The following is a 17,815-nucleotide window of genomic DNA, read 5'->3' on the forward strand; positions in this document are numbered from 1 at the left end:
GGAACGCGCGCAAGAAGTAGGGAACGCGCGCAAGAAGCAGAGAAACCCGCGCAAGAAAAAAGGAGTCATGGTCCCATGACTCCTTAATCTTTATACCGCAGCCAATCTCCTTTGATCACTTGATCAGAGAGCTGCAGTTCGCTTCTGGCTTTGCTTCTTCCTTCTTCACAATCCTGATTGGATAAGGGGGTCCCTTTTTCAGTATCGAGGCACTGTCCTTTAATATACATGGTAGATTCAGAGATGTAATTTCCGTTTCGGAAGGTGACAAAGGCGTCGTGCTCACCGGTCAACAAGTTCTCGCTAAAGCTCATATAGTTTGCGCTCCGTTTTCCCAGCAGGTGTAGAACTGTCGCACGGATATCGATTTGGCCGGCCACTTTATCGAACGTTTCTCCTTGTAGTCCAGGAATGTGAATGAGGACAGGGACGCGCTGATTCTTGATGTGAGAAAAGGTCGTCTCTGGCTGGTCGAGCAGTTCAAATAGACCATCCTCATATTCTGTGGAGATTCCGTAATGGTCCCCATAAAGGACAAACATCGTATTCTCATACATCCCTTGTTCTTTTAACCTCTCCATAAAGGTTTCAACAGAGGAATCCAAGTAATGGACCGTTGAAAGATAACGGTTCACAACGGGTTCTGAGGTCACGTCCGTTTCAAACGTCTGGTCCTCTTCATGCAGCAAAAACGGGAAGTGGTTTGTCAACGTGATGAATTTAGCTAAGTAAGGCGTGTCCAATTCCTTCAATTTGGGTACCGACTGCTCGAAGAAATGGAGATCCTCTAGGCCATAGTTGACGGAGTTTTCTTCGGTGACCTTATAATCCTTTTCTGAAAAAAAGCGGTCGTAGCCTAACGTGTCATACATTTCCGTACGGTTCCAGAACGATCGCTCATTGCCGTGGAAGACGGCAGACTGGTAGTTTCCGAGAATCTCCGGGAGACCGTGAAACGCATTGTCGGGACGGCGGACGAAGACGGAACCACCGTCGAGCGGGTAGAGGCCGGTATCAAGCATGAACTCCGCATCGGAACTTTTTCCCTGGGCGGTTTGTTCATATAGGTTAGAAAAATAAAAGCTCTCGTCCTTGATTTCGTTTAAGAACGGCGTCACTTCTTCACCATCAACTTCCAAGTCCAGGACGAAATTTTGTACGGACTCAAGACCTATAAACACGACATTCATCCCGTCGGCTTCCCCGAACCATTCGGTTGTTTCCTTTTCCTGCTCTTTGATATAGGCCTGCATCGGCTCTGCATCGCTGGGGTCGGACAACCATTTGAACAACGGGGAGCGGATGGAGTGCCCGACATCGAACCATTGATAGGTAAACAAACTCATCGTCTGCACAAATTGGGTGCGGTTGTAATTCTCCGTGAGCACATACGGCTTGTAGAGAAGGCCGGCTGCAAGCATGGTGATGGTCATAAGGCTTGCAACTGTAAGGTACCCCTTTTTCGGAGGCGTCTGAAAGGTTTCTTTTCTGAACAACAACCAGCCGAACACAAAAATATCAATAAATAAAAGCAGATCCCACGGGGAAAAGAGCTCCCACGTACTGCGGCTCAAACCACCGACATTCCCGATTTGAAGGAGGATAGTCAAGGTCATGAAGTCTTCATAAAAACGATAGTACAGAAGGTGGGCGTACAACCAGAACGTCACGAGAAACAGGAGTGCTGGTAATACCCATTTCCTGAACCGGTCCGGTGTAAAAAGCGGCACGCTGAAAAGAAGCATGACAGGACCGAGGATCGTCAGGATCATCACAAGATGTACGGGCCAATGCGTCGGCTGCAGCTGAAAACCGATGTACATAAGAAGCACGATTTTGACCCAGTAAAAGGCAATCAGCCCTGTGTACGCCTTCATGACGAAACTCTTTTCTGTTCGGTCTCCTTCAAGCGGTTCATGGCATCAAGCAACCGAGTGATGTTCACATGGGAGACTGTTCCCATCAGGGCAATCTGCATCCAATTCTGCTCTTGCAAATAGCTGCTTTCATAATTGACTAGAATGCCCTGCTTCTTCAACCGATTTCCATACGTGACGGAAGAAAACGTGGAGGGAAGGGCGATGGTGACGATCCCATTCGAATACGTCTTGTCGCCAATAACCGTCCAACTTTGGTTTTCCAATTCCGACCGCAGCAGATTCATCCACTCAACCTTTGCTGATGCATCAAGCTCCAGTGCTTTCTTCATTGCAAAAAGAGCGTTTGATGAGTGAGTGAAGGGTGTACTTTTCTTTGATGCGTATAAGCCTAAGTCCAAATACCTTGGAATCGTGGAATTCGGAAACGGTTTGTGATGATGAAAGACGATGGCAAGACCAGGATAAGACCCGAGACCTTTCCCGCTCACGCTTGAAGCCAGGTACACATCACGAAGGTCCACCTCATCGACGCCGAGGGAGCTGCATGCATCAAGACATAAGTGAACACCATAATCGGCTGCTGCTTCTTTCAGTGCTTTCAGGTCGTATAAATAGCCGGTAGAGGTTTCACAATGGACCGTCCATATCCAGCGGATGTTAGGGCGCTCATCCAGCACGGAACAGATTTCTTCCATGGAGATGGCCGTGTTCCACTTCTTTTGGATGGTGTGAAAAGAGAGGTCTGCTCTTGTGGCGTGATCGATCAGCCGCTCGCCGAACTCTCCATTGGATAAAATCAGACCTTCCCCGTCAAGCTGCTTGATTTGCTGGGCCACCACATCATTGGCAAGCGTCCCCGTTCCGACAAGGATGGAAGCATGAGGGGCGTTCGTTTTCTCAGTCAACAGAGACTGTACACTCGTCATCAGCTCCAAAAATTCATCTGAACGGTGGGATTGAGTCGCTTTGCTCAATGACTGAGCTACATCTTCATCCATCGGAACAGGTCCGGATAAAAAGGAAATCGGCTCGTAGCGGGCGAGTATGCGGTGATAGGCCTGTGTCGCCTTGACGAAATTCTCCTTCGTCAGCTTCATGGGCTGATACAGTGCTTCCTTCGTCCCTACAGTATGAGCAAATGGTTCAAAGCCCAGCTTCCGATATAAAACGAGCTCGCGTTCTGTACCAGAAATGAGCGCGACATCGAATTTTTGTTTCAGGCAGTAGCTGGCCAGCTGGTCAATCATACCGAAGAAAGTCGTCCGCTTCCGGTATTCTTTTTTCACCGAGAGTAAACGGATTTCACAGGGAACAGACCCCTCTTCCAAATAGTTATCGATATCTGGCAGTTTATGATCGAGAGAAAAGGGACGATCGCCTCGGACAGCAATCATGCCGATGACTTCCTCTCCTTTTTTAGCAATGATATATGTATTTTCATTATGGAATTTATCTGTGAGTCTACGAGATTCATTTCGATCATGTTGGGGAATCTCCTCGACGAATGTGGCGTAATTCAATTGATGGATCTGCTCGTATTCTTCATCGGTTGATGCCACTTTATATATGAACGGTTGTTTCATAGATGTTCCTCCTCTTTCTAGCTGCCTGGGTGGACAGGAATAAGATGGGAAAGGACGACTAATCCATATCCGATTAAGAGTCCGAAGCTTACAGCCGGATCTCCTCGGAAAAAGGCACTGACCACGGGGATGATCATGGCGCCTAGCATCACTTTTGAAAAAGAGACGGGAAGAAATTTGGCGAGTAATGCGGCCCCTCCAAAGATCAAAAGTCCCGGCCACTCGAGGACAAGCGTGCAGGCAAGATAGACGACAACACCCTTGCCCCCTCGGCCCTTCAGCCAAATCGACCAAATATGACCAGCAACCGAGGATATGACCATCGCCGCAAGGATGACAGGGGAGACGCTTAGGTAGAGAGCAAGGCTCAGAGGAAGAATGGTTTTCAGTGCATCGATCACCACGGTCCAAATGAATGCCTGTTCCCCCGCCATTCTCCCTGCGTTTCTTGCTCCCCCTGTGCCACTCCCGAGCATTGTAATATCTTCCTGCAGCTTATACTTCGTCACCACGTAAGCGCCATTGATTCCAGCGAACAAATAACTGATGATCGGCCAAATCCACATGTCCTCACCCCTCGTACTTTCCATCATCTATCATACGATGCAACCCTTCAAATCGTTTCATAATATGGAAAATGTATACGGTGGCACATGACATTTTACAATTATTTCAACATATCGTGTGGATGACTAAAGATTTGCTTTTCGTCAGCCGCCAGCTATTTTTTCTGAAGATATTCTTTATAATAGAAAGATAAGAGGATTGTTTAGAAGGAGGAAGGCGGATGCAGAAGGTCATTCCGACATTGAAAATCTCAAACGAAGAAAAGAGTCAGACTTTTTATATAGAGGGGCTTGGGTTTCGAGTGGACTGGGAGCACCGTTTTGAGCCTGGTTATCCTGTATTCATGCAGATTTCAAGGGGAGAAGATCTTCTCTATTTAACCGCCCATGAAGGAGATTGCCAGCCTGGTGGTTTGGTTCATATTCTTGTCGAGGATGTCGATCGTTTTTATGAGACATTGCCGCAGGAAAAACTTGAAGTGAATCCGCCGTACGAAATGATAGAGGGCATCCGTATGTTAAGTATCACCGATCCGGATGGAAATGAACTTCGATTTATGAATATGAAGAAATAGCGATGATCCAAAGCGATTCTGCTATATTATTTTAGTATTACCTTAGGTTTGATTTGAAGAGGGGGAGTTTATCATACCAACAATCAAAGATAAGTTACAGTTAACGAAATATAAGAATATGGTTGTCCTTCACCAGCCGGAAGACTATGATTTATTTGATGAGCAATCGTCAATCCTATCCGAAAATCATGATGCGATTTTTATTTTCGTGGCAAACCTTGAGGAGATGAAAGAACACTTGCAAACACTTCTCGATCGCAAGGAGGTTTTAGCAGAGAAAGGCTACGTTTTCTTTGCCTACCCGAAAAAAGGGAATACGCGTTACGATACGTACATACACAGGGATGACATGTTTCCGGCATTAAAAATCGGGGAGGATAAGTACGTGGGAGGCAGTGATATCAAGTTTTCCCGTATGGTCAGTATGGATGACGTGTTCACAGTTGTCGGCATGAAGCGGGAGAAGAAAAAAGCACCAAAAACCGCTGCGGCCAGTCAATGTGTGGCCGATTATGAAGACCAGGTGGAGGATGTTGAAAATCTATTAAAGGATCATCCGATTGCCCAGGAGTTTTTCAAGAACTTGACCCCAGGTTATCAAAGGGATTGGGCGCGTCATATTTTCTCCGCAAAACAGCAAACCACACGAGATAAGCGGACAAAACAAATGATCGATATCTTATCGGAAGGCTATAAATCCCTCGATTTGTACCGTCGTAAGAAAAAGTAGGTGAAAAAAGACCAAGCCGTCAGGGCTTGGTCTTTTCTTCTTAATGGGGTAGGTGTTCAGCCTCATGAGTCCGGACGGTGGATTCCGACGTTTTTCCTTCTTTCAACAAGTATCCGAGGATGGCACCAATCAGAGCGGGCAGTATCCACCCGAGTCCAATTCCGTAAAGCGGAAGATAGGATTGGTAGAAAGTGCTGACTGAATCCAACAAAGGATTAGCGACACCAGGAATCGTTCCCAGGAGCGCATTGTAGCCATCGATGGTACTTACGAAAACAGTCAGCATCATAGCGCCGGCATAGACGCTTTGTTTATGCTGAAACAGTTTAGAGCTGAGCCCGAGCAGAATCAGGACGATCGCCATCGGATATAAGAACATCAGCACAGGAATCGCATATTGAATGATGTTTGTCAGGCCGAAGTTTGCAATCATGAATGATAACAGTGATAGGATCAGCACGAATGTTTTATAGCTGATTTTCGGATAGACGGTATGGAAAAATTCACTGCAGGCGATGATCAGTCCGATACTCGTTTTCAAACAGGCGAGGACAATGATGATTGCGAGCAGAATCGCTCCATATGGACCGAAGTAATGCTTAGCCACCGCTGCGAAAGTAAGGCCGCCATTTTCAAGATTGCCAACGACAGATACGCTGGAAGCTCCCATATACGCAATGAGACCGTAAATGAGCATCATAAGCACCATGGCGAAAATTCCTGATTTCCATGTCGTCTGAGCAATCGCCTTCGTGTCGGTGATTCCCATGTGGCGGATTGCGGTGATCACCACAATTCCGAGCGCCAAGCCACCGAGGGCGTCCATCGTGTTATAGCCTTCCGTGAATCCTGTCATGAAAGGTACCGAAGCATAATCACCGGTCGGTGCACCAAAATCACCCATTGGTTTGACAATAGTGGTAATGATGAGAATGGATAAAAACAGTAAGAATGTCGGTGTTAGGTACTTTCCGATGATATCCATAACTTTGGCTGAGTTCAGTGAAAAATAATAGACGAGTGCGAAAAATACGAAACTGAACACGGCAAGCCACAGTTGAGTTTGATCCGGTTTGATGAATGGCTCAAATCCCACCACAAAAGGGACCGTTGCTGTTCTTGGAATCGCGAAAAAAGGACCGATCGTCAAATAGAGAATGACGGCAAAAGAGATACCGAATAACGGATGGATCCTACCGGCAAGGTCATTCAAACCTTGACTGCCGGACAAAACGATCGCAAGGATACCCATTAAGGGAAGGGCGATGGCCGTTACAAGAAATCCGATCAGTGCCGGCCAGAAGGAGGTTCCTGCCATTTGGCCCAATTGAATAGGAAAGATTAAATTGCCCGCACCGAAGAAGAGCCCGAAAAGCATCGTCCCGATGACGGCATACGTAGAGAATGAGTTTTTCTGTTTCATAGGTTCGTTCCTTTCGTGATGTAATGGTTTGCTTTAAAGGAATAAAGATAATCCTAACAAGAATCTTCACAAGGGACAATAGACTTTTCGAGATTCTTAGGAAATAACTTGGTGATATCGCTTTCTTTCTGAATGGTGGGGTTGATTGGTCCAATATATGCAAAAAAGGACTTCCTGAATAAGGAAGTCCTTTTTTGCTCTAAGAGCTCTTTATGAATGACTGGGACGGAAAGGATGTCCTCTATGCGTCTTGTTGAGTTAGTTGATGATCATTGTTTCCACATTCCGGACATTGCGTCCAAACAACATAAGCCGTTTTATCTTCAAATTCTTTTGGAACGACTTTAATTACTTTAAGAACATTATGGTAGCAGCTTGTGCATCTTTCCTGGATGGACTGCCCCACATCAAATTTTAACATTTGCTCACTCCTGATCACTTATTTCAAATGAGTACCGAAGTCTCAAGAGTTTTTCTAGTATAACGTTTATAAGGATATGAGTCAAAAAAGTAAAAACACTCATCCGCTTAGGCAGCGTCTATTCGTACGATTCCTCTTTTTATGCTGATTGTTCTGAAAATCATGTTAAAATATGGGAAGTTGCTTCACTTTTCATAGGGAGACACTGGGAATCAAACGAAAACAAAATAATGGATAGGAAAAGAGGAAACGAGACGTGGAGTTTTTAACGAAACAATCGGTAACAGAATTCGAACAGGTCAACCGGGCGTTAGAAAACGAAGGATTGAACACGCTGTCGGGAGAATCGGATATCAAACGTTTAGGCGAGGGATCCTGGCACTATGCTTACTTAGTGGAGAGAGACCAGTTAGTCCTCCGAATACCTAAAAAGGTCGCTTACGAGGAAGCCGTCGTTTTCAACCGTGATCAGTTAACAGCGGAATACGGAGCGACAGAAGCGTTTTACAAGGCAGCGAGCCAGGCACAGAAAGGCATGTGCCCGGAATTCTTCCATTATCTTATCAATGAAGACCTTACCTACACGCTTGAATCTTATATGGGTGAAACATTGGGAATGGAAGGACAGACGCAAAAACAGTCAGAGCAATACGGAAGAGAGATGGGTGATTTCTTCCGCACCCTTGAAGAAATCGATCCTCCCTATGAAGGGATCGGTTATTTGGAAGTGGCGAAAAACGGGGAATTAAAAGGCGGACTCGACATGGATCTGAGCGCGTGTATCGTCGAAGAGAGAGGAGAATATGAAGAAGAACTTCATAACCTTCTTTCAAGTGCCTATGAATTCGATAAAGAAAAAGTGGCGGCCGTCGGAAAGGAATTAATCCCCAACCGCTCCATCGATCAGGAGAAGCGGATCCTCACCAATCAGGATACATCGCCGGAAAATTTGATCTTCACAAGTAACGGCGTGAAAATGATCGATCCTGTCCCGCTTCTTTACACAGGAACCTCTATTGCTGCTAACCATGTATTCAACTATCGCACCTTTTTCCCTACCGTCTACGATACAAGGCGATATGCAAAAGGAAAGTATCATCTCTATGCCAACCTTTTGAAAGTTCATGCCGATGGCTTTGTGGAAGGATATACGCATGGTTCAGAACAAAAACGAATGGACCTTCATATTGAAGTGTTTTTGAAACTTGTGACGATGGCCCATGCTCATCTTGAACTGCTGCAGGAAGAAACATTAATGAAGGAACAGATCATCCGGTTTGGAACAAAAGAACAAATCGAAAAGCGTCTACAAATCTACCTGACGGAATTAGAGAATTTTCAAGTGGAAGTTTCTCTTGGAGAGGGGAGCGATGGTTTTTGAAAAAAGAAGCGAGCCGGTCTTTGGAAATTCTGCCGTTATATAAAGCGGTGGAGGACGAAGCCAGGGATCTTATATTAGCCGGGTTTTTAGAGCGTTTTGGATTTATCGATCATTCGCTGAACCCCGACTTGAAAGATCTGATGGGCACCTATGCGAAAGAAGGCCATGTATTCTTTGTTGCTTTTGATGATGGTGTGCTTGTAGCGACAGGTGCCGTTACGAAAGAGGATCACCGGATGGGGAGAATTGAGCGGATGTCTGTGAAAAGTTCTTACAGAAGGCAGGGGATCGCGCAAACGATGCTTGAAAAGCTTGAAGATTCTGCGCGTTTCTGCAAGTATGAGAGACTTGTGCTGGAGACGCACAACTCATGGGAAAGTGCCATACGGCTTTATACATCGAATGGCTATCACCTCGTTTTAGATGACGGGATGCGTTCTCACTTTGAAAAAGTATTAGGAGATGGAGATTTCACCATGAAGGTCGGAAGGTGAAATGGACTTCTTTCAATCATGTAAAGGGGATGAGTTTGATGAAAGAGGGAGATAGGTACACTTGGAAACGCACGTTTACGAATGAGGAAGTCTTGGAGTTCGGCCGGATATCCGGTGATCAGGGCAGACACCATATGGAACCCGATGATGAGGGGAAACTGATGGTTCAAGGATTACTAACGGCTACGATCGGTACAAAGATCGGCGGGGATTTGCACTACATAGCAAGAGATATGGTCAGCGAGTTTCTCCGCCCTGTTTTTACTGGGGATACGATTACCTGTGAAGTGAACTTGGAAAAGGTTGTTCAGGCCGATGGGCATAAGAAAGTGGAGATGAAGTCTGTCTATCGCAATCAACATGGAAAAGAAGTGTTGATTGGTTCGAGTCACGGAATCATAAGGGATTAATAAATATATAGTTGTTGAACTCTGAAAGAAATGCTGGGAGGTTTGGTCAGTGATTGTTTGAACAAGCTTTGTAGAGTAGACTCTTTTAGTCTCTTTTACTTTTCGGTTCCAGATCCCATGTAATCATAAAGGTGGAGTCGGTGTTTCATTTATCTCGAAACTGAGTCTTACAGAAACGGGCAGGTTAGTTGAAGACTCGATTTCGAGATAATGGCCAGTTTTGAAACTAAATTGGATTGATATCGTATGTTTAATAAGGAATCTTTAATAGTGGAGAAACGGTGGATTCCTCTAAGTTGAGGTGAATGTCTTGAAAAAGAGGTGTGTGAGTGGAAAAAATGAGAAAATAAAAAAGCAGATAAAAAAAGAAGAAGAAATTATAGGAATATTCTCTTTGTTTATTGTCCTCGCTGTAGCTTTTGGAGGTGGAGAAACCTTATATGCAGGTTTAGCAATAATAGGGATATTGTTTATAAAGTTTCTTATTGATTTCTCTAATAGAAGCAGGAGGGAACATAAGTTGCATAAAAGAGCTATTAACAATCTCTCTGCTGTTACTTTGGTAATTATTGTGATATTAGCATTTAGATTGTTGTTTTAATGATCTCAGGATTGAGTCTTCATCTATAGGGGGGGCTTTAATTTAATAGGGAAAATCATAAGTAGATATGTCTTGTTAGCTTCCTTGGCAAGCAATTCGGTTAAAATATGGATATAAACGACATAAAACATAAAGAGTGAGGTGTGATATTGAGAAAGGCAATATTATATGGTGTTGTATTATTAATTATAGTGTCATTTACAACATTTGTTAGCTTGAAAATGTTCATCAGTATAGTCAATATTATCGGTTTTGGATCAGCATTTATTTCTGCTTTCCTTATGAAAACTTTTATTAGAAGATCTGAATTAAATGTAGCTTCAAAAGATAAAGGTGATAGAGAAGAAAGGAGATTAGGAATGGTGATTGGCATATTCGGTTCACCATTTTTAGTTATATCGATAATTTTTTTGTTATTTTAAATAAAAGGTAGTTTATAAATATTGTTGTAAACGGGTCATTATCTTGATATCAAGTCTTCATGAATTGGGGGCGATTATTCAATATGAATAGTCGTAGACACAGCTTCGAGATAATTAAAATATATGTAGTGATCTCTTTATTGAGAAGAATAATTCTATAGATGAGGGGGAGTTTATCATTAATAGGTTTATAGTAGATATTTATAAACAAGTTTGGGACGAGATGGGTTTTGGCCCAAAAGAAGATGTACATTTAAAGACACTATGTTATCAATTGGATAAGGAATTAGATGAGTTTTCCAGAGAAGTTCACAGAAAAATAGGGTTTGGAATAGGTGATGGGTTTTCTGTGTATATTAACGGTTTTAATAACATCATCTTTGTAAGAATAGAACTGTTTGATACTAGTGAATATTCTTTTATTACAGAGTATCTAAAAAGTAATGGCGAAGAAATTGATTATCCAAGCTTTGATTCTAACTTGGGTGATACTCTAGTTCATGTTTCTAACTTTGATGAGAAATTAACTCAGAGTTTGATAAATGAATTACATAATGAGTTTGGACAGGAATTAAAAATTACACATTCTGAAAAGATTTTCGAGAAAGGTGCATCTGATTGGGGAATAGATCTTCTGCTTTGGTTAAGTAATATACCTGCTTCTATAATAGGAGCATACATCTACGATTTTTTTCAGAAAAATAAATCAGATGAAGCCGAAGTACATGTAATTGAAAGTTTTGATAAGGCTTCTCTATTAGGTATAGCTGCAAAAATAAGCCAAGTTAGCATAAATGATCTGGAAGTAATTAAGTCAAGTTATAACGAGCATGAAGATACAACATTTTACTTTATTACTAGTAGGTATGTAGATGTAAAGTTAACACTTAATAAGTCAAATAAAGTCATCGATTATAGTTTAGATAAGAAAACTCATAGTAAAATTTAATCTATATCTCGATTTTAAACCGAGGGCGTTTACTCAGTAAAGTATTCGCCTTCTTTAAACAAAGTGTAAGTCTATTAGAAATAACTTACAAGCCGGGATGTTTAACGAATGTGAGTAACTATTTTTGGTTTAGTACATCTGCTTATTTATAAGGGGAGATACTAATGAATCTTTCAAGGATTTTACTTTTACTAGGTTTTTTATCCTTACTTTTAACTGGCTGTAATAGCAGCATTAATGAAAGCGAGACCATAGGCAATCCAACGCCTGAGGATTTTTTGAAGAACGAAGATGCAGATATAGTTCTTCTTGGAGGAAATGTTTATTCAAATGCTCAGGATGTGGATTGGGTTGAAGAACTAGATTATAAATTAGGTGAGCAAATAGGAGAAGTAACTAAACAAACAGATCAGGCTAGTAATTTTACTAACGGTACAGCAAATAAATTACCAGTTGGAGTTAAGATATACGAAACAAACACACAAGTAAACATAGCAATTGTGAATGACAAGCATATACCATATCTTAAAATGATTGAAGGGTAATCCGCTGTTGAGCTAGTGAAGGAAAAACTTAAAAGCAAATAAATATCTCGAAACTGAGTCTTCCTGTAAAGGGGGCTTTTATTTAAAAGGTCTTACTTTATCGGGGCGATAACTGTACAGCGGCTGTCGCTTATTTTGCTAACGTAGCAGTTTAGTAAACTTATAAACCAAAACGAAAGAGGGCGTGTTAATGAATGCCTCATTTTTACTTCGCTTCAAAGCTTTCATCATTGATTACATCCTTATCCTCATTTATTTAGTCGGACTTTTTATTTTCAGTGTATTTCTATTTCCATTCTTACAGAAATTCTTCACCGGCTCACTAATTGTAGCTCAGGTAACAGGTTTTTTATTAGTAACTTTACCTGTATCCCTTTATTTTATTATTAGTGATTCAAATGTTGTTGCACAGTCATTCGGAAAAAGGAAAGTTGGTATACGTGTGGTTGGAAACAAAGGGAAGGCATTAACAATGCCACATGCAACTTTTCGGACCATCCTAAAGTTTTTGCCTTGGGAGTTGTCACATTTCCTTGTATATCGACTCATTTATATAGGTGATGGCGAAGTACCGTTCACCCACTATTTGCTAGCCGGGATTATCTATGTACTTATATTTGCATATATATTAACAGCCATTTTTACGAGAAAGAAACAATCCCTATACGATATAGTGGCAAATACACATGTGGTTAAGGTCTAAATAACATACCTATGTGATATTAAAGTTGAAGAAGGGGAGCCACTTTTGGGGTACCTGAAGATCTTCAGAAATGATTATGTGCAGTCGGATATTTTAAGAGAACAACTTATAAAAGAATTACTGAACAAGTATCCAAATGTAGAGTCAGGAAGAAAGGAAATGGTTTCTTTATTTGAAGGTTTAAAAGGTAGGGATCAGTAAATAATAGCGATTATCTCGAAACTGAGTTTTTCACAAACGGGGGCGATTGTTCAATAAGTGCAATCGCTTTTTTTGTTAGATGGGCAGGTCAAAAAATCATATCCATCAATCTCAATAACAATCTTTGTACCCTGAAAAAGTAAGTGATAATATGTGTGTTGAATATATTCAGAGGAGATGGATCATGAAAAGATTTATACTGACTTCTTTAGTGCTTCCAATACTATTTTTGGGAGCTTGCAGTGAAGGAAACGAAGATGAGGAGGTTGATCAAACTCAACAAGAAAATAATTCTGTTCAAGAGGATGAAAAGAAACAGACCAAAGAAAAGGATTCAGACCGAACTGAAGTAGATACATTTGGTGGGGATTTTGAGGCAGTTGCTCATAGAGAAGATATAGAAAAAGTGAAAGTAGGTCCTTTAACGATAAATGTTGTAGTCTCTAATTTAGTTAAAGGTACAATAACAGATTCTTTTATACTTGATAATATAGGAAAAGAAAATATTGATTACATAAACATAGGGCTGGAGATTGATACAACTGAAGAAGACATTAACTTCTCTAGCAAACACTTGAAATTAACAACCAATACGGGTGAAAGCTTTGAAGCCCCTCACGACTATATGAGTGACCAAGTGGAAATGCAATATATTAAAGAAAATTATACAAGGTCTCGCATGATATCTTATTTATTCGAAACTTCGACAGTTGAGGAGATTGAAAGCGTTGATTTTCTTATAAAGGCTCCGACAGATAATAATGGTCAACCCTTGGGGGAAGATGCAAAAATACAAATAGACTTTTAAGGGTGTCAGGAATTACTATATATAACCAGAAGAGGTATAATAAATTGTATTTATCTCGATTTCGAGTCTTACGCTAACGGGGGCTTTAGTTTAAAAAGGTAAGAAACAAAAGGTAGAGGTGACATATGAACCTAAATGATATAGGGGAGCCATTTGCTGTCGGTAATACAGCAAAGGTTTATCTTTATGAACTCACATTATGCACAGGCATTAAAGAAGGTTCTTCATGAATTCCTATTCGGGTTTGAAAACCTTTTACAATTAGCCCATAAGTACGAATTACTTTCAAATGATGAGATAAAAACCAAGGCAGAATTTTTGACTTTAATAGTCGACGGGCTTGATAAATATTCGAACGAAGATTATGCCTTTAATCCAGTTTCTATCTGGGTCTTTTCGGTTAAAAGTATTTTCCAATGAGGGGTAATGTTATGTTGAAATCTAAAAATCGCATTATTGGGTTCGATATATCTCGTGCTTTAGCTATACTCGGGATGGTTATTGTAAACTACAAAATATCAATGCATGCAGAAGGTAATGGTCCAGAATGGCTTATCATCTCCACTGGTTTACTTGAAGGCAGAGCCTCTGCCATTTTCGTTATCCTTGCGGGTATCGGTATCTCATTGATGACGAGAAAAGCCTTGCTACATAGTACTTCCTCTAAAAAAAATCGAACAATGATTTGGAGACGGTCAGTATTCTTATTCGTTCTAGGCATGTGTCTCTTTCTAATGCAATGGAGCGCAGATATCCTGCATTATTATGCCTTCTATATGTTCATTGCATCGTTTTTCATAGTGACTTCCGCTAGGAACCTCTTATTAGCAGCCCTTGCTACAGTGCTTACTTCACAAGTCTTTCAGCTCCTATTAAACTATGAGTATGGATGGGATAAATCGTTTCAATACTACGAAGAGTTTTGGACGATTAAAGGATTTATAAGCAACTTATTCTTTAACGGGTATCATCCTATCTTTCCATGGATGGCATTCGTATTCATTGGAATGTGGTTAGGAAGACTAAATTTCCGAAACAATAAACTAATAAGAAAAATAATGATCGTATCATTCATTACTTTCTCGGTTGTAGAAGTATCGTCTTTTGCTCTAATCAAACTTTTTTCACCCATACTAGGGCATGAAGTGGCGTACTATTTATTCGACACTAAGCCTATGCCCCCAACAATGTTTTATATGATTTCAAGCACAAGTACGGCGATCCTCATCATCCTTCTATGTATCAAACTATCTAAAAGCTTTAAAAAAAATGCCATAATTCAAGCACTTGTAAACACGGGACAACTTGCCCTAACCCTCTATGTGGGCCATTTTCTCGTATTGGTTGTCTTATCAATGTTTGGAGGATTAGTCAATAACACCCTGCAATTTACAACAACAATTGCTATTACCTTCTTTCTAATCTCTACAATTCTATCGACTTATTGGAGGAAAAAATTCAAGAGAGGGCCAATTGAACTTATGATGCGAAAAGTAACTGGTTAATTATAAGTTTCATTGGATTATCCAACAAAGAGGACTTCACTCTAGACTTTACAGAAAATGTTGCTCCCTCTATTAATGTATTCCTTGGAAAAATTACAAAGTAGACTAAATGGATAACACTCTTCTTCTAGTAACTGGTGTGTACGCTATTGAATCACACAAAATTTATTAAAATCAAGTCTTCCTGTATTAGGGGCGTTTATGCAGATAACATGAATAATGAATTCAGAACTGGGGTAACTTAAGCTCCCCAGTTCTGGAAGTATTCGAAAAACCCCATGTTCATAGGTACAGCCCATATGTAAGCACCTAGAAGAGCAACTCCTACCAATAAGTCAATAAAAGTTTCTATGATTTAATTATCACAAATTTGGTAATGCATAGTCCCATCAAAGTTCAATAACACAACGAATCCCAAATCAAGTTCAGGAACCATTGTCATAAACGACCTTACAGCTAATTGATCAACACCTAAATAATGATGAAGTCAATAATCGCAAACGTTGTTTTACAATTTTTTGAATATCTGTTCGTGTAAAAGATTTGTTTTAGGTATGGCAGAAATACATCTTAGAGATTTATTTTTCTCTGAGTCAAAAGAAAACATTAGTAGTTGGGGACAAAATTGGATTCTTACATTTATTTTAGTTTTAGGCACATTTGTTTGTGGAGCGTTTGGTTTCTTTGATATAAAGAGAGCTTTAAAGGAAAAAGATACAAAATAATGATTTGTCGCTAACGTGATCTATTTTATTCCAATGTCCCTATTGTTAAAGAAAGATGGGTTAATATTACTGTGAAATCGATTCTTACGTAAACGGGGGCGTTAGTTAAACTATAGCTAAGATTAATTTAGGGGGGGGGGTGTGAGTGGGTCAAATTGAATTAAATCCTTATAAATTAAAGAACGGTCAAGAAGTACAAGTAAGAACAGCTCGTATTGAGGATGCTTTCAAAATACTTGAATTTAATAAAGAGATTATTAGCAACTCACCTTATTTATTGACTACTGAGGAAGAATTTCAGCTAACTGTAGAACAGCAGAAAGACTTTATAAAAAAGATAGTAAATGATGAAGGAAAGCTTGCAATAGTAGCTGAGTACCGTGGAGATATTGTAGGATTTTTGGATTTCCATAACGGAAACAAAAAAAGAATTAAGCATCAAGGAAATTTTGGGATGAGTGTCTCCGCTAGTTTCAGAGGCAAAGGCATCGGTAAAGCTTTGTTGATAGGATTGCTTAACTGGGCAAAAATGAACCCTTTCATTGAGAAAGTTTCACTTGAGGTATTTGCATCTAATACTAATGCTATATTTCTTTATGAAAAGGTAGGGTTTATAGTAGAAGGGCAAAAACAAGAAGCTATCAAGGATGATTTAGGAAGATACTTTGATCTAATATTAATGGCTTATTTTACAAGATAAAATACACACAATATATGCAGTTAGAGAAAGATTATGTGAAAATTATCTCGAAACTGAGTCTTCTAGAAACGGGGGCTATTGCTCAATAATGCGTTCTCCTATTTTCTTATACAAAGGGACTAAAAAAGTAAGACTAGCATTTCAACACGCGGAGCAGGATAGTGGAATAAGAGTAATTTTTTTGGAGGGGTAATATGATTAATGTTTACATTTATGCCTTGGACACATTAGCAGACTGGGAGCTTGGATATGTGATGCCAGAATTAAATTCGGGTCAATACTTTAAGAAAAATAGTGATAATGTTTCTGTTAAGATCGTTGGGGCTGATAGGGATTCAATTGTAACCAAGGGAGGGATGAGAGTTATACCAGAGATAACCACTGACGAAATCGTTTCTTCACCAACGTCAGTTTTGTTGCTGCCAGGGGCAGATACGTGGAATGACTCAAAACATAAACCGATTATAGAAAAGGCAACTGAACTGTTAGAATGTGGAGCAATTGTTGCTGCAATTTGCGGTGCTACAACTGTACTCGCCGAAGCTGGTATATTTAATAAACGTGTACATACTAGCAACAGTCTTGATTATCTTAAGATGGTAAGCCCGAGTTATAAAGGAGAATCCTATTATAGAGATGTTAAAGCTATTTCGGACCAGAACTTGATAACAGCTAGTTCTGCAGGTGCGCTGCCATTCGCTCAAATTATACTAGCTAAGTTAGATGTGTTCTCTGAGGAGACACTTGAGGCGTGGTATAGCTACTTCAATACGGGTGACCCTAAATATTTCTACGATTTAATGCAGACACTGCCTTCTTAATTGAACTGAATGAGCAAATGTTTATAGAGTAAATTAAAATATCTTGAATTCGAGTATTCCGTTAACGGGGGCAATTCTATAATTATGGAATTGCCCTCTTAATATTGATTGCGCAGGGGGTTGTTAAAGACTCAACTTAGATATAACAGTCATTTTGAAACTAAAATCTTTTTGTCTCGTACATAAGTTATATCGGATTTTTAAATATCTTTGAAAGGGGCTTTACGTTGAGTGATGTAATGGATTATAGAAAAAAAGACGAAGTATTTCATTATTTGATAGCGTCTATAGCCTTGATTTCCTGGCTGTTATATTTTTTATTTTATTCTCACCTATATACTATTGATGAAATAAAATCTGGAATAATATTTA

Annotated in this window: 20 protein-coding genes; 15 read left to right on the forward strand and 5 right to left on the reverse strand. The window is 40.3% G+C overall.

Translation table 11 applies throughout. The features are described 5' to 3' along the window. Positions 1-83: 83 nt before the first annotated feature. From GLW00_RS06775 to GLW00_RS06785, 3 genes are read right to left on the reverse strand one after another with little or no spacing between them, the layout of a single operon-like run. On the reverse strand, positions 84-1,877 hold the full coding sequence (locus tag GLW00_RS06775; RefSeq protein WP_160912469.1) for an LTA synthase family protein: 1,794 nt from the start codon (positions 1,875-1,877) through the stop codon (positions 84-86). Then, positions 1,874-3,463: an aminotransferase class V-fold PLP-dependent enzyme gene (locus GLW00_RS06780; RefSeq protein ID WP_160912471.1), complete on the reverse strand. Its 1,590-nt coding sequence runs from the start codon at positions 3,461-3,463 to the stop codon at positions 1,874-1,876. The genes GLW00_RS06775 and GLW00_RS06780 overlap by 4 nt, the downstream gene beginning before the upstream one ends. Before the next feature lie 17 nt (positions 3,464-3,480). Next, the gene (locus tag GLW00_RS06785; RefSeq protein ID WP_160912473.1) at positions 3,481-4,029 is read right to left on the reverse strand and encodes a glycerol-3-phosphate acyltransferase; all 549 of its coding nucleotides are present in this window, start codon (positions 4,027-4,029) and stop codon (positions 3,481-3,483) included. Between the two features lie 221 nt (positions 4,030-4,250). On the opposite strand from GLW00_RS06785, the gene GLW00_RS06790 reads away from it, so the two are divergent. Both GLW00_RS06790 and GLW00_RS06795 read left to right on the forward strand, forming a co-directional pair. After that, positions 4,251-4,604, forward strand: coding sequence for a glyoxalase superfamily protein (locus GLW00_RS06790; RefSeq protein WP_160912475.1), 354 nt, complete (start codon positions 4,251-4,253; stop codon positions 4,602-4,604). Positions 4,605-4,722: 118 nt separating this feature from the next. Next, the gene (locus GLW00_RS06795; protein ID WP_160912477.1) at positions 4,723-5,334 is read left to right on the forward strand and encodes a YdeI/OmpD-associated family protein; all 612 of its coding nucleotides are present in this window, start codon (positions 4,723-4,725) and stop codon (positions 5,332-5,334) included. A gap of 40 nt (positions 5,335-5,374) precedes the next feature. Here the strand turns inward: GLW00_RS06795 and brnQ are convergent, their stop codons facing one another. Next, the gene (gene brnQ / locus GLW00_RS06800; RefSeq protein WP_160912479.1) at positions 5,375-6,757 is read right to left on the reverse strand and encodes a branched-chain amino acid transport system II carrier protein; all 1,383 of its coding nucleotides are present in this window, start codon (positions 6,755-6,757) and stop codon (positions 5,375-5,377) included. Positions 6,758-6,998: 241 nt separating this feature from the next. Continuing rightward, the gene (locus tag GLW00_RS06805; RefSeq protein WP_160912481.1) at positions 6,999-7,178 is read right to left on the reverse strand and encodes a hypothetical protein; all 180 of its coding nucleotides are present in this window, start codon (positions 7,176-7,178) and stop codon (positions 6,999-7,001) included. A gap of 256 nt (positions 7,179-7,434) precedes the next feature. Between GLW00_RS06805 and GLW00_RS06810 the strand changes: the two genes are divergently transcribed. The 13 genes from GLW00_RS06810 to GLW00_RS06870 all read left to right on the forward strand — a co-directional run bounded on the left by GLW00_RS06810 (position 7,435) and on the right by GLW00_RS06870 (position 17,443). Further along, positions 7,435-8,559, forward strand: a complete 1,125-nt coding sequence (locus tag GLW00_RS06810; RefSeq protein WP_160912483.1) for a hypothetical protein — start codon at positions 7,435-7,437, stop codon at positions 8,557-8,559. After that, positions 8,556-9,053 (forward strand): GNAT family N-acetyltransferase, encoded by a 498-nt coding sequence (locus GLW00_RS06815; protein WP_160912485.1) that lies wholly within the window; start codon positions 8,556-8,558, stop codon positions 9,051-9,053. The genes GLW00_RS06810 and GLW00_RS06815 overlap by 4 nt, the downstream gene beginning before the upstream one ends. Before the next feature lie 38 nt (positions 9,054-9,091). Then, positions 9,092-9,463 carry an FAS1-like dehydratase domain-containing protein gene (locus tag GLW00_RS06820; RefSeq protein ID WP_160912487.1) on the forward strand — a complete coding sequence of 124 codons (372 nt, stop codon included), beginning with the start codon at positions 9,092-9,094 and terminating at the stop codon, positions 9,461-9,463. Between the two features lie 325 nt (positions 9,464-9,788). Then, positions 9,789-10,064 carry a hypothetical protein gene (locus GLW00_RS06825; RefSeq protein WP_160912488.1) on the forward strand — a complete coding sequence of 92 codons (276 nt, stop codon included), beginning with the start codon at positions 9,789-9,791 and terminating at the stop codon, positions 10,062-10,064. Positions 10,065-10,709: 645 nt separating this feature from the next. Continuing rightward, a complete protein-coding gene (locus GLW00_RS06830) occupies positions 10,710-11,435 on the forward strand; it encodes a hypothetical protein (protein ID WP_160912490.1) in 726 nt (241 codons plus the stop codon). 164 nt (positions 11,436-11,599) lie between these two features. After that, positions 11,600-11,980 carry a hypothetical protein gene (locus GLW00_RS06835; RefSeq protein WP_160912492.1) on the forward strand — a complete coding sequence of 127 codons (381 nt, stop codon included), beginning with the start codon at positions 11,600-11,602 and terminating at the stop codon, positions 11,978-11,980. 190 nt (positions 11,981-12,170) lie between these two features. After that, positions 12,171-12,683, forward strand: a complete 513-nt coding sequence (locus GLW00_RS06840; protein ID WP_160912494.1) for an RDD family protein — start codon at positions 12,171-12,173, stop codon at positions 12,681-12,683. 45 nt (positions 12,684-12,728) lie between these two features. Next, positions 12,729-12,884, forward strand: coding sequence for a hypothetical protein (locus GLW00_RS06845; protein ID WP_160912496.1), 156 nt, complete (start codon positions 12,729-12,731; stop codon positions 12,882-12,884). A 184-nt stretch (positions 12,885-13,068) separates the two neighbouring features. Further along, a complete protein-coding gene (locus tag GLW00_RS06850; RefSeq protein ID WP_160912498.1) occupies positions 13,069-13,692 on the forward strand; it encodes a hypothetical protein in 624 nt (207 codons plus the stop codon). A gap of 431 nt (positions 13,693-14,123) precedes the next feature. Further along, positions 14,124-15,197, forward strand: a complete 1,074-nt coding sequence (locus GLW00_RS06855) for a DUF418 domain-containing protein (protein WP_160912500.1) — start codon at positions 14,124-14,126, stop codon at positions 15,195-15,197. A gap of 554 nt (positions 15,198-15,751) precedes the next feature. Next, positions 15,752-15,922 carry a hypothetical protein gene (locus GLW00_RS06860; RefSeq protein ID WP_160912502.1) on the forward strand — a complete coding sequence of 57 codons (171 nt, stop codon included), beginning with the start codon at positions 15,752-15,754 and terminating at the stop codon, positions 15,920-15,922. 145 nt (positions 15,923-16,067) lie between these two features. Next, on the forward strand, positions 16,068-16,622 hold the full coding sequence (locus tag GLW00_RS06865; RefSeq protein ID WP_160912504.1) for a GNAT family N-acetyltransferase: 555 nt from the start codon (positions 16,068-16,070) through the stop codon (positions 16,620-16,622). A gap of 194 nt (positions 16,623-16,816) precedes the next feature. Continuing rightward, positions 16,817-17,443, forward strand: a complete 627-nt coding sequence (locus GLW00_RS06870) for a DJ-1/PfpI family protein (RefSeq protein WP_160912505.1) — start codon at positions 16,817-16,819, stop codon at positions 17,441-17,443. The last annotated feature ends 372 nt before the right edge of the window (positions 17,444-17,815 follow it).

The organism is Halobacillus litoralis (assembly GCF_009856445.1).
In the GTDB taxonomy this organism is placed as follows: domain Bacteria; phylum Bacillota; class Bacilli; order Bacillales; family Halobacillaceae; genus Halobacillus; species Halobacillus litoralis.